This is a genomic window from Micromonospora zhanjiangensis (assembly GCF_042650605.1).
In the GTDB taxonomy this organism is placed as follows: domain Bacteria; phylum Actinomycetota; class Actinomycetes; order Mycobacteriales; family Micromonosporaceae; genus Micromonospora_J; species Micromonospora_J zhanjiangensis.
The window spans coordinates 400935-413382 of record NZ_JBHSBN010000002.1; the positions used below are offsets into that span (position 1 = coordinate 400935).

12 protein-coding genes and 1 pseudogene are annotated in these 12448 nt (G+C 74.3%); 6 read left to right on the plus strand and 7 right to left on the minus strand.

What is annotated here, in order from left to right:
- Positions 1–20: 20 nt before the first annotated feature.
- Positions 21–707 carry a metal-dependent transcriptional regulator gene (locus ACFOX0_RS04940; protein ID WP_377542301.1) on the minus strand — a complete coding sequence of 229 codons (687 nt, stop codon included), beginning with the start codon at positions 705–707 and terminating at the stop codon, positions 21–23.
- A 174-nt stretch (positions 708–881) separates the two neighbouring features.
- On the opposite strand from ACFOX0_RS04940, the gene ACFOX0_RS04945 reads away from it, so the two are divergent.
- The 3 genes from ACFOX0_RS04945 to ACFOX0_RS04955 all read left to right on the plus strand — a co-directional run bounded on the left by ACFOX0_RS04945 (position 882) and on the right by ACFOX0_RS04955 (position 5785).
- Positions 882–1766, plus strand: a complete 885-nt coding sequence (locus ACFOX0_RS04945) for a sulfurtransferase (protein WP_377542303.1) — start codon at positions 882–884, stop codon at positions 1764–1766.
- Positions 1767–1805: 39 nt separating this feature from the next.
- The gene (locus tag ACFOX0_RS04950; protein ID WP_377542304.1) at positions 1806–2987 is read left to right on the plus strand and encodes an acetoin utilization protein AcuC; all 1182 of its coding nucleotides are present in this window, start codon (positions 1806–1808) and stop codon (positions 2985–2987) included.
- A 134-nt stretch (positions 2988–3121) separates the two neighbouring features.
- Positions 3122–5785: a bifunctional acetate--CoA ligase family protein/GNAT family N-acetyltransferase gene (locus ACFOX0_RS04955; protein WP_377542530.1), complete on the plus strand. Its 2664-nt coding sequence runs from the start codon at positions 3122–3124 to the stop codon at positions 5783–5785.
- 25 nt (positions 5786–5810) lie between these two features.
- Here ACFOX0_RS04955 and ACFOX0_RS04960 read toward each other — a convergent pair.
- Together ACFOX0_RS04960 and sigB are read right to left on the minus strand one after the other, a co-directional pair.
- A pseudogene (locus ACFOX0_RS04960) lies at positions 5811–5972 on the minus strand (hypothetical protein); the annotation flags it as partial.
- Positions 5973–6014: 42 nt separating this feature from the next.
- On the minus strand, positions 6015–7040 hold the full coding sequence (gene sigB / locus ACFOX0_RS04965; RefSeq protein ID WP_377542306.1) for an RNA polymerase sigma factor SigB: 1026 nt from the start codon (positions 7038–7040) through the stop codon (positions 6015–6017).
- Positions 7041–7315: 275 nt separating this feature from the next.
- Here sigB and ACFOX0_RS04970 point away from each other — a divergent pair, with 275 nt between their 5' ends.
- A complete protein-coding gene (locus tag ACFOX0_RS04970; protein ID WP_377542307.1) occupies positions 7316–8101 on the plus strand; it encodes a sporulation protein in 786 nt (261 codons plus the stop codon).
- Between the two features lie 32 nt (positions 8102–8133).
- On the opposite strand, the gene dtd is transcribed toward ACFOX0_RS04970, so the two are convergent.
- Together dtd and ACFOX0_RS04980 are read right to left on the minus strand one after the other, a co-directional pair.
- Positions 8134–8556, minus strand: a complete 423-nt coding sequence (gene dtd, locus ACFOX0_RS04975; RefSeq protein WP_377542309.1) for a D-aminoacyl-tRNA deacylase — start codon at positions 8554–8556, stop codon at positions 8134–8136.
- 7 nt (positions 8557–8563) lie between these two features.
- The gene (locus ACFOX0_RS04980) at positions 8564–10048 is read right to left on the minus strand and encodes a DUF7782 domain-containing protein (protein ID WP_377542311.1); all 1485 of its coding nucleotides are present in this window, start codon (positions 10046–10048) and stop codon (positions 8564–8566) included.
- 678 nt (positions 10049–10726) lie between these two features.
- Here ACFOX0_RS04980 and ACFOX0_RS04985 point away from each other — a divergent pair.
- Positions 10727–11299 (plus strand): HhH-GPD-type base excision DNA repair protein, encoded by a 573-nt coding sequence (locus ACFOX0_RS04985; protein ID WP_377542312.1) that lies wholly within the window; start codon positions 10727–10729, stop codon positions 11297–11299.
- Positions 11300–11308: 9 nt separating this feature from the next.
- Here the strand turns inward: ACFOX0_RS04985 and ACFOX0_RS04990 are convergent, their stop codons facing one another.
- Both ACFOX0_RS04990 and ACFOX0_RS04995 read right to left on the minus strand, forming a co-directional pair.
- A complete protein-coding gene (locus ACFOX0_RS04990) occupies positions 11309–11623 on the minus strand; it encodes a hypothetical protein (RefSeq protein WP_377542314.1) in 315 nt (104 codons plus the stop codon).
- Positions 11624–11633: 10 nt separating this feature from the next.
- Positions 11634–11921, minus strand: coding sequence for a hypothetical protein (locus tag ACFOX0_RS04995; RefSeq protein ID WP_377542316.1), 288 nt, complete (start codon positions 11919–11921; stop codon positions 11634–11636).
- Positions 11922–12033: 112 nt separating this feature from the next.
- Between ACFOX0_RS04995 and ACFOX0_RS05000 the strand changes: the two genes are divergently transcribed.
- Positions 12034–12402 (plus strand): DUF3099 domain-containing protein, encoded by a 369-nt coding sequence (locus ACFOX0_RS05000; protein ID WP_377542318.1) that lies wholly within the window; start codon positions 12034–12036, stop codon positions 12400–12402.
- The last annotated feature ends 46 nt before the right edge of the window (positions 12403–12448 follow it).

Genomic DNA, 12448 nt, shown 5'->3' on the forward strand with positions numbered 1-12448 from the left:
CGCGCCCCGGGGTGCCGGTGTCAGTGCGTGGCGACGAACACCCGGGAGGCGACCTCGCGGGGCAGGCGGATGCGGTCACCGGACCGGTCGATGGTCACTCCGTCGCGTTCCTGTGCCACGGTGACGGTCGCACCCGGATCCACCCCGGCGGCGTGCAGTTGCCGCAGCACCGCGGCGTCGGTCTGCACGCTCTCGCAGATGCGTCGCACCACGACCTGCCCGGCGAGCCCGGGGAAGGCGAGGTTGCGCTCGCCGTCGCCGGGCGCCTCGGCCGGCGGCCGATCCGGGTCGCCGAACGCCTCCAACCCCGGGATCAGGTTGCCGTAGGGCGAACGGGTGGGCCGGTTGAGCAGGTCGTAGACCTTCTTCTCGACCGCGTCGCTCATCACGTGCTCCCACCGGCAGGCCTCCTCGTGGGCCTCCTCGTACGGCATGCCGATGACATTGACCAGGAGCAGCTCGGCGAGCCGGTGCTTGCGCATCACCGAGACGGCGTGCGCCCGGCCCAGCGCGGTCAGCTGCAGGGACCGGTCGCCCTCGACGGTGAGCAGGCCGTCCCGCTCCATCCGGGCCACCGTCTGACTCACGGTCGGGCCGCTCTGCCGCAACCGCTCGGCGATCCGGGCCCGCAGCGGCGGCACGCCCTCCTCCTCCAACTCGAGGACGGTGCGCAGGTACATCTCGGTGGTGTCAACTAAGTCATTCATCGCTATCTCTGCCTGCGCGCTGGTGGTCGCGTGCTCGGTGATCTTGACGCTGGCGGGCCTCCTGGCTGTCAATGTTACCTTGCGCCACCGACATCGGGTCCGGGCCGGACGCGGACGGCGGGCGCGCACCCGGGAGGGTTCAGGCGGCGGAGGTTCGTGGTGTTGACTGACACCATGTCCGTACCTGGTGATCTGTTGATCTCGGTGTCGGCCCTGGCCGCCCGGCTGGCGGCGCCGGCCGCCGCGTCCGGCGGGGCCGGCGCCGGTGGTACGCCCGCGCCGACGGTGCTCGACGTGCGGTGGCGGCTGGCCGGGCCGCCCGGCCGGGACGACTACCTGGTCGGGCACGTCCCCGGCGCGGTCTTCGTCGACCTGGACACCGACCTCTGCGGCGCACCCGGAGCGGCCGGTCGGCATCCGTTGCCCGAGCCGGCGGCGTTGCAGCGGGCGCTGCGCGCGGCCGGGGTCCGGGACGGGCACCCGGTCGTGGTCTACGACGGCGGTGACGGGACGGCCGCGGCGCGGGCCTGGTGGACGCTGCGCTGGGCCGGCCACCGGGCGGTGTGGGTCCTCGACGGCGGCTTCCCGGCCTGGCGCGACGCCGGGCACCCGATCTCCACCCGGCCGCCGGACCCGGAACCGGGGGACGTCACGGTCCGGCCGGGCGCGCTGCCGGTGCTCGACGCCGCCGCGGCGGCCGCCCTCGCCGCCGGGGACGGCGTCCTGCTCGACGTCCGCGCGGCGCCGCGCTACCGCGGCGAGACCGAGCCGGTCGACCCGGTCGCCGGGCACATCCCGGGCGCGGTCAACCTGCCCGCGCCCGGCCACCTCGACCGCGCGGGCCACTACCTCACCCCGGACGGACTGCGGGCCCGGTTCGCCGAGGCCGGCGTCGCCGACGGGGTACGGGTCGGCGCGTACTGCGGGTCCGGGGTGACGGCCGCCCAGGCGGTGCTGGCGCTGCACCTGGCCGGCCGTCCGGACGCCGCCCTGTACGTCGGCTCGTGGAGCGACTGGATCGCCGACCCCGACCGGCCCACCGAACCCCCGCGCGGCTGAGCCCGGCGTACGGTCGGCCGGTCGTGCGAGGATGGCGCCATGTCGGACGGCACGGTCGTGGTGTGGGACGAGGCACTCCTGGCGTACGACCTGGGTGAGCACCCGCTGGACCCGGTCCGGGTGGAACTCACCCTGGCGCTCGCCCGGGAGCTGGGCGTGCTCGACCGGTCCACGGTGCGGATGGTCACCCCGACCCCGGCCGACGACGCGACCCTGACCCGGGTGCACCGGCCGGACTACCTCGCGGCGGTCCGCGCGGCCGGCACCGACCCCTTCTTCACCGGCCACGGGCTGGGCACCGCGGACAACCCGGTCTTCGTAGGGATGCACGATTCCAGCGCGCTGATCGCCGGCGCCAGCGTGGCGGCCGCCGAGGCGGTCTGGCGGGGCGAGGCGCGGCGGGCCGTCAACGTGGCCGGCGGCCTGCACCACGCGATGCCGGACCGGGCGTCCGGGTTCTGCGTCTACAACGACCCGGCGGTGGCCATCGCCCGGCTGCTGGACCTGGGCGCCGAGCGGGTGGCGTACGTCGACGTCGACGTGCACCACGGCGACGGCGTGCAGCAGGTCTTCTACGACGACCCGCGGGTGCTCACGGTGAGCCTGCACGAGACCCCGCTGGCGCTCTTCCCGGGCACCGGGTTCCCGGACGAGACCGGTGGTCCGGGCGCCGAGGGCAGCGCGGTCAACCTGCCCCTGCCGCCGGGCACCGGCGACGCGGGCTGGCTGCGGGCCTTCCACGCCACCGTGCCGTCGCTGATCCGGGCGTTCCGCCCGCAGATCCTGGTCAGCCAGTGCGGCGCGGACGCCCACCGGCTCGACCCGCTCGCCGACCTGCGGTTGTCCGTCGACTGTCAGCGGGCCGGCTACCTCGCCCTGCGGGCGCTCGCCGACGAGGTGTGCGACGGTCGGTGGGTGGCCACCGGCGGTGGCGGGTACGCGCTGGTGGAGGTCGTGCCGCGGGCCTGGACGCACCTGCTCGCGGTGGCCACCGGTGAGCCGCTGGACCCGGCCACGCTCACCCCGCCCGGGTGGCGTGCCCTGGCCAAGGAACGCCGGCCGGACCGGAACGTGCCGTTGCGGATGACGGACCAGGCCGACGTGACGTACCAGCCGTGGCAGCCGTCCGGCGAGCCGGACGCGGTGGACCGGGCGATCGCGGCGACCCGCAAGGCGGTCTTCCCGATGCACGGCCTCGATCCGCACGATCCCCGCGACTGATCGTGGCCGGCGACGACGGGTCCTCCCCGGACGGCCGTGCCCCGGACGGTCCCGGCCGGTCCGCCGCCGGTGCGCCGGCACCGCCCGGCGGCCCCGGCAGGTCGCCCGCCGGTCCCGACCGGTCGGCGGACGTCCTGCTGAGCGACGGCGGCACGGTCCATCTGCGACAGATCCGGCCGCAGGACGCGCCGGCCATCGTGGCGATGCACTCCCGCTTCTCCGAACGCACCCGCTACCTGCGGTACTTCTCGCCGTACCCGCGGATCCCGGAGCGCGACCTGGCCCGGTTCGTCACCGTCGACCACCACGACCGGGAGGCGTTCGTGGTGCTCTCCGGTGACCGGATCATCGCCGTCGGCCGGTACGAGCGGCTCGGCCCGACCGCACCGGACGCCGAGGTGGCGTTCGTGGTGGAGGACGCGCACCAGGGCCGGGGGATCGGACCGGTGCTGCTGGAGCACCTCGCCGACGCGGCCCGGCAGGAGGGCCTGACCGGTTTCGTGGCCGAGGTACTACCCGCCAACGGCGCGATGCTGCGGGTCTTCGCCGAGTTCGGCTACCAGGTGCAGCGGCAGTACGCCGACGGCGTCGTGCACCTGACCTTCCCGATCGCACCGACCGAGCGGTCGCTGGCCGTGCAGTGGCGCCGGGAGCAGCGCACCGAGGCGCGGTCGATCGCCCGCCTGCTGGCGCCCCGCGCGGTGGCCGTCTACGGTGCCAGCGCGACCGGCCACGGCGTCGGGGCGGCGCTCCTCGGCCACCTGCGCGACGGCGGGTTCACCGGCGGCATCGTGCCGGTGCATCCGAGCGCCGCCTGGGTGGCCGGCCTGCCGGCGTACCCGTCGGCGGGCGACGCCGGACTGCCGGTCGACCTGGCGGTGGTGGCGGTGCCGCCGGACGCGGTGCCGGCGGCGCTGCACGACGCGGCCGGTGCCGGCGCGCACGGCCTGGTGGTGGTGTCGGCCGGATTCGCCGAGACGGGGCCGGCGGGTGCCGCGGCGCAACGGGACCTGGTCCGGGCCGCCCACGCGGCAGGGATGCGGGTGGTCGGGCCGAACTGCCTGGGCATCGCCAACACCGACGGCTCGGTCCGGCTCAACGCGTCGCTGGCGCCGCGGCTGCCCGGTCAGGGGCGGGTCGGCTTCTTCAGCCAGTCCGGCGCCTTCGGGGTGGCCCTGCTCGCCGAGGCGCAGCGGCGCGGGCTCGGGTTGTCCAGTTTCGTCTCGGCCGGGAACCGGGCCGACGTGTCCGGCAACGACCTGCTGCAGTACTGGCAGGACGACCCGGCCACCGACGTGATCCTGCTCTACCTGGAGACCTTCGGTAATCCCCGCAAGTTCGCCCGGCTCGCCCGGCGGATCGGCCGGACCAAGCCGGTGGTGGCGCTCGCCGCACCGAACCGGCCCGGCGATCCGGCTGCCGTCCGACACCATCCGGCCCCGGTCGGCGGACCGGCGCCCGACGGCGCACCCGCCGACGTCGCCGGGGGATTCCCTGGCGCCACCGAGGGAACGCCCGCCCTCGGTGGCGGCGTCGGTGCCGCTGCCGACTGGCCGGCCGGGCCGGACGAGGCGGCGCTGACCGGGTTGTTCGCCCACTCCGGGGTGATCCGGGTGGACACCGTGACCGAACTGTTCGACGTCGGGGTGCTGCTGGCCAACCAGCCGCTGCCGGCCGGACGTCGGGTCGGCGTGGTCGGCAACTCGTCCGCGCTGGTGGGCCTGGCGGCCACCGCCTGCGCCACCCGAGGGCTGACGGTGGCCGAGGGTTACCCGGTGGACGTCGGCAGCGCCGCCACCGCGCACCGGTTCGGCGACGCGCTCGCCGACGCGGCCGTCGACGAGCGGGTGGACGCGCTGGTGGTGGCGGTCACCCCGCCGTTGCCGGGGCAGTTGGTCGCCGAGGACGCCGACTTCACCTCGGCCCTGGCCAGGGTCGCGTTGGCCGGGGACAAGCCGACCGTCGCCACCTTCCCGGCCGGTGGCCTGCCCCCGGGCGTGCCGGCGTACCCGTCGGTGGAGGAGGCGGTCCGCGCGCTCGGCCGGGTGGCCGGGTACGCCGAGTGGCTGCGCCGGCCACCGGGCGACGTCCCGCCGCTGGCCGACGTGGACCCGGCCGCCGCGCGAACGGTGGCCACCGGCACCGGCCCGGAGCCGGCCGGCCGGCTGCTGCGGGCGTACGGCGTACCGGTGTCGCGGTCGGTCCGGGTCGACTCCGTTCCGGCGGCCCTGGCGGCGGCCCGCGAGCTGGGCTTCCCGGTCGCGGTCAAGGCGGCCCGGGAGGGCCTGCGGCACCGCCTCGATCTCGGCGCGGTCCGTCTCGACCTGGCCGACGAGGCGGCCGTGCGCCGGGCGTACACCGAGGTGACCGGGCCGTTCGGCGCGGACGTGCTGGTGCAGTCGATGGTCGCGCCCGGGGTCGCCTGCGTGGTCGAGATGGTGTCGGATCCGACGTTCGGCCCGGTGCTCGGCTTCGGGCTGGGCGGGGTGGCCACCGAACTGCTCGGCGATCGCGCCTGGCGGCCGGTCCCGCTGACCGACCGGGACGCCGCCGCGCTGGTCGACGGTCCACGGGCGGCACCGCTGCTGCACGGGTACCGGGGCGCCGAACCGGTCGACCGGCCTGCCCTGGTCGACCTGCTGCTGCGGGTGAGCCGGCTGGTCGACGAGCATCCCGAGGTGGCGGCGTTGAGCCTGAACCCGGTGCTGGTCCGCCCGCGTGGCCTGTCGGTGCTGCACGCCACGGCGCGGGTGGCCGCCGGTGCCGCCCGCCCGGACACCGGTCCGCGCCGGCTGTAGACCGACCGACCGACCGACCGGCCAGTCAGCCGGTGCCGGTGCCCAGCAGGCGCAGCGCGATCCGGTTACCGGCGGCCAGCAGGGCGAAGACGGCCCCGGCCACCGGGTGTCCGGTGAGCACGAGCGCGGCGGTGGCCGCGCCGAACACCACCACCCACTCGGGCAGCAGCCGCAACGGGCCCCGGCGGCGCGGGTGGCGCCGGCGGGGCCCGGTGACGACCGGTGCGGGTCAGCTCGCGTACGCCTCCAGCCGCTGCGAACGGGTCGGCTGCCGCAGCTTGGTCAGCGTGACCTTCTCGATCTGTCGGATCCGCTCCCGGGACAGGCCGAACTCGCGACCCACCTCGTCCAGGGTGCGCTGCCGGCCGTCGTCGAGGCCGAAGCGCAGCCGGATCACCGCCTGCTCGCGCTGGGAGAGGGTGCTCAGCACGATCTCCACGTCGTTGCGCAGCAGACCGTTCGAGGCGGTGTCGGCGGCCTGCGCGTGCGGGTCCGCCGCGGCGACGAAGTCGCTTAGCGCGCTCTCGCCGTCCTCACCGACGGCCTGGTCCAGGCTCACCGGCTCGCGGTCGTACGAGAGCAGCTCGATGATCTGGAACTCCGGGACGCCGAGCGCCTGCGCCACCTCGCCGACGGTGGGCTCCCGGCCGAGCGTGGTGGCCAGGTCCCGACGGGCCCGGACCATCCGGTTGACCTGCTCGACCACGTGCACCGGGATGCGGATGGTGCGGGCCTGGTCGGCCATGGCCCGGGTGATGGCCTGGCGGATCCACCAGGTGGCGTAGGTGGAGAACTTGTAACCCTTGGCGTAGTCGAACTTCTCGACCGCCCGGATCAGGCCGAGGTTGCCCTCCTGGATCAGGTCCAGGAACGCCATGCCGCGGCCCGTGTAGCGCTTGGCGATGCTGACCACGAGGCGCAGGTTGGCCTCCAGCAGGTGGTCCTTGGCGGCCCGGCCCTGGCCGGCGACGATCTCCAGGTCCCGACGCAGCGCCGGCGGAACCGTCGGGTCGGTGGCGAGCTTCTCCTCGGCGAAGAGGCCGGCCTCGATCTGCTTGGCGAGGACCACCTCCTGCACGGCGGTGAGCAGCTTGGTGCGGCCGATGCCGTTCAGGTACGCGCGGACCAGATCGGCCGAGACCCCCCGCTCGTCGATCGCGTCCAGGTCGGGCGCGTTCTCGCCGGTGCCGGCGAGCGCCTCGTTATCGGATCCGGCCGCGCTGCGACCGGCCGGTTCGTATGCGGTGCGGACCATCTGTACTACCACTTTCAGTCGCCTCCCCGCGTCGACAAGTGGCGCGTCACCAACCGCGCAGGTGCGGCTGATGACAAGAGCTTGCTCGATCGGGCGTTAAGCGGAGGTGAGGCCGGGTTCAACACGGCGTCAAGTCGGCGAATGCCACGTCATTTGCTGCTTATCACCCACAATGTCCTGCAGGCCGGCCCGCCGGTGGCGTCCGGTCCGGGAAGACCGGCGGCGGACGGGCGGAGGAGCCGGCGACGCCGGCCGGCCCGGGAAGGGAGGCGGACGTGGTCTTCAGGCGGATGCTGTGGGCGATGGGCGCCGACGGCCCCGCCGTGGCCACCACCGTCGACGATGCCACCTGCCGGCCAGGTGGCCGGTTGGCCGGTCGGGTCCGGATGGTCGGCGGCGACCACCCGGTCGACATCTCCTACCTCGCGGTTGGCCTGCTGACCCGGGTCGCGGTGGTGACCGGGGACAGCGAGTACGACGCCACCGAGGAGTTCCACCGGGAGCGGGTGGCCGGTCCGCTCCGGCTGGCCGCCGGCGAGCGGCGGGAGTTCGCGTTCGGCCTCGCCGTGCCGCACCAGACGCCGCTGACCCGGATCCGCGACCGGCCGCTGCCCGGCGTGACCCTGGGCCTGCGTACCGAACTGGCGGTGGCCCGGGCGGTGGACGAGAGCGAGCTGGAACCGGTGACCGTGCTGCCGACACCGGAGCAGGAGCAGATCCTCGCCGCCCTGTGGCGGCTCGGCTTCCGGTTCGCCGGGGCGACCGTCGAGCGCGGGCACCTCTACGGCGTACGGCAGGAGGTGCCGTTCCACCAGGAGTTCGAGTTCGTCCCGCCGGACCGGTACGGCCCGGGCGTGCACCGGCTCGACCTGACCTTCGTGGCCGGTCCGGAGCGGCTGGAGCTGTTGCTGGAGATCGACAGGCGGGGTGGCGTCCTCACCGGCGGGCGGGACGGGTTCGACCGGCTCACCGTCGACCGCGCCACCGCGGCCGGGATCGACTGGTCAGCCCGGCTCGACGACTGGGTACGCCGGGCGGTCGACCGCCGCGACCGGTCCTGACCGGGCCCGGTTCACCAGGTCGAGCGACCGGTTCACAGGTCGAGCAGGACGGTCCGGGGGCCCACGTTGACGCTCTCCACCAGCATGTGGGCCCGGAACCGGCCGGTCCGCACCGTCGCGCCACGTGCCCGCAGGGCCTCGGCGAAGGCGGTGACCAGCGGCTCGGCCACCTCGGCCGGGGCGGCCGCGGTCCAACTCGGCCGGCGCCCTTTGCGCGCGTCCCCGTACAGGGTGAACTGGCTGACCACCAGCACCGGCGCGCCGACGTCGGCGGCCGACCGCTCGCCGTCCAGGATGCGCAGCTCGTGCACCTTGCGGGCCATCGTCGCCGCGGTGGCCGGAGTGTCCGCGTGGGTCACCCCGAGCAGCACCAGCAGGCCGTCGGAGATCGCGCCCACCACCTCGTCGTCCACCGTCACGCTGGCCCGCCCGACGGTCTGCACCACGGCCCGCATCTCCGCCTCAGCCCGCCACGGGCGTGATCAGGCCGCGTTCCACCAGGTGCGCGACGATCGGTCCGGCCGCCTCGGCGAGTTCGCTCTCCGGTACGTCGTGGGCCAGCGCGAGTACGGCCAACTGGTCCCGCAGCGGCACCCGCCCGTCGCAACCGCCGACCAGGGCCAGCACCAGCGGGTCCACCTCCTCGGACCAGCGCAGCCCGTGCGGCATCTCCAGGACCTGCCGGTCCACCGCCCAGCCCTCCGCACCCATGGTCGCCTCCTGGCGCAGGCGCAGGTCGTCCGCGGCCCGGTAGCGGGCGCCCAACAGCCCTGCCGGATCCCGGTCACGCAGCCAGTCCTGCCGGTCGAACCAGGCGCCGATCTGCTCGCCCATCGGGTGTTGGACCGACTGCCGAAGGTCCTCCACCCGGACCACCGGGTCGTCGCGTCCGGCCCGGCGCAGGTTGATGACGCCGAACCCGACCGCCTCCACCTTGTGCGCGTCGAACCAGTCCAGCCACGCCTCGACGCGCCCCGGGTCGGTGGCCTCGCTGGCGTCGGCCAGCCACAGGTTGACGTACGCCATCGGGTCGGCCACCTCGCGCTGGACGACCCAGGCGTCCAACCCGGTGCCGGCGAACCAGCCGGCCACCCGCTCGCCCCAGTCCTCGCCCGCGACGTGCAGCCAGTTCGCCAGGTACTGCATGGTGCCGTCCTCGGTCAGCAGGCCGGGCGCGGCGGCGGCCAACTCGGCGGCGATGCCGTCGCCCACCCGGCCGGAGTCCCGGTAGCTGTGCGTGGTGGTGCCCGGCCCGACCACGAACGGCGGGTTGCTCACCACCAGGTCGAACCGGCGCCCGGCGACCGGCGCGACCAGATCACCGCGGAGCAGCTCCCAGCTCTGACCGCTGAGCGCCGCGGTGGTGGCCGCGAACCGCAGCGACCGCTCGGACAGGTCCGTGGCGGTGACCGCGTCGGCGTGGGTGGCCAGGTGCAGCGCCTGTACGCCCGAGCCGGTGCCCAGGTCCAGCGCGGTGCCCACCGGCCGCCGGACGGTGGCGTTGATCAGGGTGCTGGTCGCCCCGCCCACGCCCAGCACGTGGTCGGCCGCCAGCGGCCGGCCGGGCCGGGAGCCGCCCGGTACGTCGGCGAGCACCCACCATTCGTCCCCGTACGGTTCCAGGTCGACGCCCTGGCGCAGGCCGTCACCGTGCCGTTCGACCAGGCCGGCGGCGAGCGCCTCGGCCAGCGGCAGCGGGGCCAACGCGGCGGCGACGGCGGCTTCCGGCTCGGTCTGCTCGCAGATGAACAACCGGATCAACGTGGCCAGCGGGTCGCGGTCCGCGGTGACCCGCAGCGCGGCCCGGTAGTCGTTGCGGGCCACCCCGCCGGTCGCCTGCACACCGAGCCGCGCGGCGATGCCGTTGGAGGTGTAGCCGGCGCCGGTCAGGGCGGCGCGCAGTTGGTCGACCCCGGCGGGGGAGAGCAACATCTCAGGTTGGTCCACCCTGCCATCCTGCCCTGGCCGCCCGGGCCGCCGGCCGGCGCCCGGTGGGATGCCGCACCAACGGGTCAGGCCGGCCGCCGACCGAGCGGTCGGCCGCACCAACCGACGAACCGCTCGCTCACCTCTGGCGGGCCGGTCACCACCGTGGGAAATCGGATGGTGGCAGGGACCGGTCGACCGGCAGGGCGGTGAGTTTCCGACACGGCAGCGGATTTCCGCAGCTGCAGATCCGGCGCAGCTTCAAATTGCGGAAGGTCCATCGCGGGCGATGCGCGATCGCGAGTTCTATCGCGAGTCTTGCGAATTCCGGTCCCCGGTCGCCGGCAGTCACTGTCCACCCTCCCCCATGCGTGTGTGTCCGGTCCGGGCGCGGTTGGCGGTGCCCGGCCCGTGTGGGAGTGGCTGCCTGCCAGGGCCGGCGCCGGCCCGAATACAGAATGCGATGACATAGACCGGCGGCACAATGATATTGCGCTATTCAGTTCGTCGGAATTCTGGCTGAACGAGCCTCTTTCATTTCAACCGTTTTGCATGGTGCAAGATGCGTTCCGCGAAGGGAGAAAAGGGGATTGCGCAATTGGCCCGCGAGCTTGTCGTTCACCGCCGCGCTCCGGTACGCGCCGCACCCGACCGGCCGGTCGCCGACCGGTCGGCCGCCGGTTCGGGCAGGATGGGCCCATGCTCTCGCTGCCCATCGACGCCGAGGCGAACGCCCTGCTGGCCAGGGATCCGCTCGCCGTGCTGATCGGTCTGACCCTGGACCAACAGGTCACCATGGAGAAGGCGTTCACCTCGCCGTACGTGTTGGCGCGGCGGCTCGGCCACGAACCTACCGCCGGTGAACTGGCCGGCTTCGACCTCGACGAGCTGATCGGGATCTTCGCCACCCCGCCCGCGCTGCACCGGTTCCCCAAGGCGATGGCGGCCCGGGTGCGGGACGTGTGCCGGGCGCTCGTCGACGGGTACGGCGGCGATCCGGAAGCGCTCTGGTCCGGTGTCGCCGACGGGTCCGAGCTGCTGAACCGGATCCTGGCGTTGCCCGGATTCGGTCGGCAGAAGGCCCAGATCCTGGTGGCGCTGCTGGGCAAGCGGTACGGCGTGCGACCGCCCGGTTGGCGCGAGGCCGCCGGCGGGTACGGCGACGAGGACGCGTACCGGTCGGTGGCCGACGTCGTCGACGAGGAGTCGTTGGCCCGGGTGCGGGCCTACAAGAAGCAGCTGAAGGCCGAGGCGAAGGCCGCCGGCGGGTAGCTGCGGCGCTCAGGCGGCGGTGGGGTGGGCCAGCGCGGCCAATGCCCGTCGTACGTCCGCCAGCGACACGGTGGCCGACTCGTCCAGGTCGGCGAGTCCCGCCTCGATCCACTGCCGCATGAGCGTGGTCACCCCGATCCCGCGCGCCTCGGCGGCGGCCCGCACCCGGTCGTAGGTGTCCACCGGTAGCCGTACCGAGCGACTCACCATCGGCACGTCGGTGTCCGGCGTGGGCAGCTCGGCCGGCCGGGCGTTGTCGATCAGGTCCGCCAGGTCGTCCCCACCGGAGTGGAACCGCTTCGCCGCGTCGTGTCGGTTCACCATCACCACCGCCTCATCGTCGCCAACCCCGCAGCGCCTCCTCGTAGCGCTTGGACTCGCTGTCGCTGAGATCGCGTGCGGAGAGGATGTCCCAGTCGTTGTCGCCGTGGTCGGCCTCGGCGAGCAGGATCGCCAGCCGGCGGCCCGGTCCGGTCGCCGCGTAGACGACCATCACGTCGTCGCCGAGATGCCGGATGATCCGGCGGCCCGCGTGCAGGGCCTGCCAGACTTCCCCGGGTGTGACGTCGTAGACCCGCAGGTTGCCCAACGCCTCGTCGGTGAAGCTGAACCTGCTGCCCACAGGGGGCAGCGTACCACGTACGTAACACGCAGGCCCGGCGGTCCGCGGGCCGGGGCCCGTCGGTACGTGTCGGAAAAGTGGGAGGATGGACGGGCATCCCCGAGGAGGCTCCGTGGTGAAGCAACCGGCGTACCGGCCCATTCTGATCACCGACGCCGCACGCAGCCAGAACGACCAGTTGCACAGCCGACAGGTGCGTTACGTCGTGATGATGGGCATCCGGGCGGTCTGCCTGATCGCCGGCGCGGTCCTGGTCAGCTTCAAGGCACCGATGCTGTGGCTGTGGCTGCCGTTGTGCCTGATCGGCATGGTCCTCATCCCGTGGCTCGCGGTGCTGCTGGCCAACGACCGGCCGCCCAAGGAGGAGCACCGGTTGGCCAACCGGCTGAAACGGCAGCATCGGGACGACACGCCGGCCCGGACGTTGACCGCCGAGGAACGCCCGCACCCCACGCACCCCACCATCGACGCGGAGCCCTGACCGCGGATCCACCGCCCGGGACGACCGGTCCCGGCACGCCGCCCCA

Excerpts from the sequence above, each read along its gene's own strand:
- ACFOX0_RS04940 (WP_377542301.1), bottom strand. The coding sequence starts at position 707 with ATGAATGACTTAGTTGACACCACCGAGATGTACCTGCGCACCGTCCTC.
- ACFOX0_RS04945 (WP_377542303.1), top strand. The coding sequence starts at position 882 with ATGTCCGTACCTGGTGATCTGTTGATCTCGGTGTCGGCCCTGGCCGCC.
- ACFOX0_RS04950 (WP_377542304.1), top strand. The coding sequence starts at position 1,806 with ATGTCGGACGGCACGGTCGTGGTGTGGGACGAGGCACTCCTGGCGTAC.
- sigB (WP_377542306.1), bottom strand. The coding sequence starts at position 7,040 with ATGGTCCGCACCGCATACGAACCGGCCGGTCGCAGCGCGGCCGGATCC.
- dtd (WP_377542309.1), bottom strand. The coding sequence starts at position 8,556 with ATGCGGGCCGTGGTGCAGACCGTCGGGCGGGCCAGCGTGACGGTGGAC.
- ACFOX0_RS04985 (WP_377542312.1), top strand. The coding sequence starts at position 10,727 with ATGCTCTCGCTGCCCATCGACGCCGAGGCGAACGCCCTGCTGGCCAGG.
- ACFOX0_RS04990 (WP_377542314.1), bottom strand. The coding sequence starts at position 11,623 with ATGGTGAACCGACACGACGCGGCGAAGCGGTTCCACTCCGGTGGGGAC.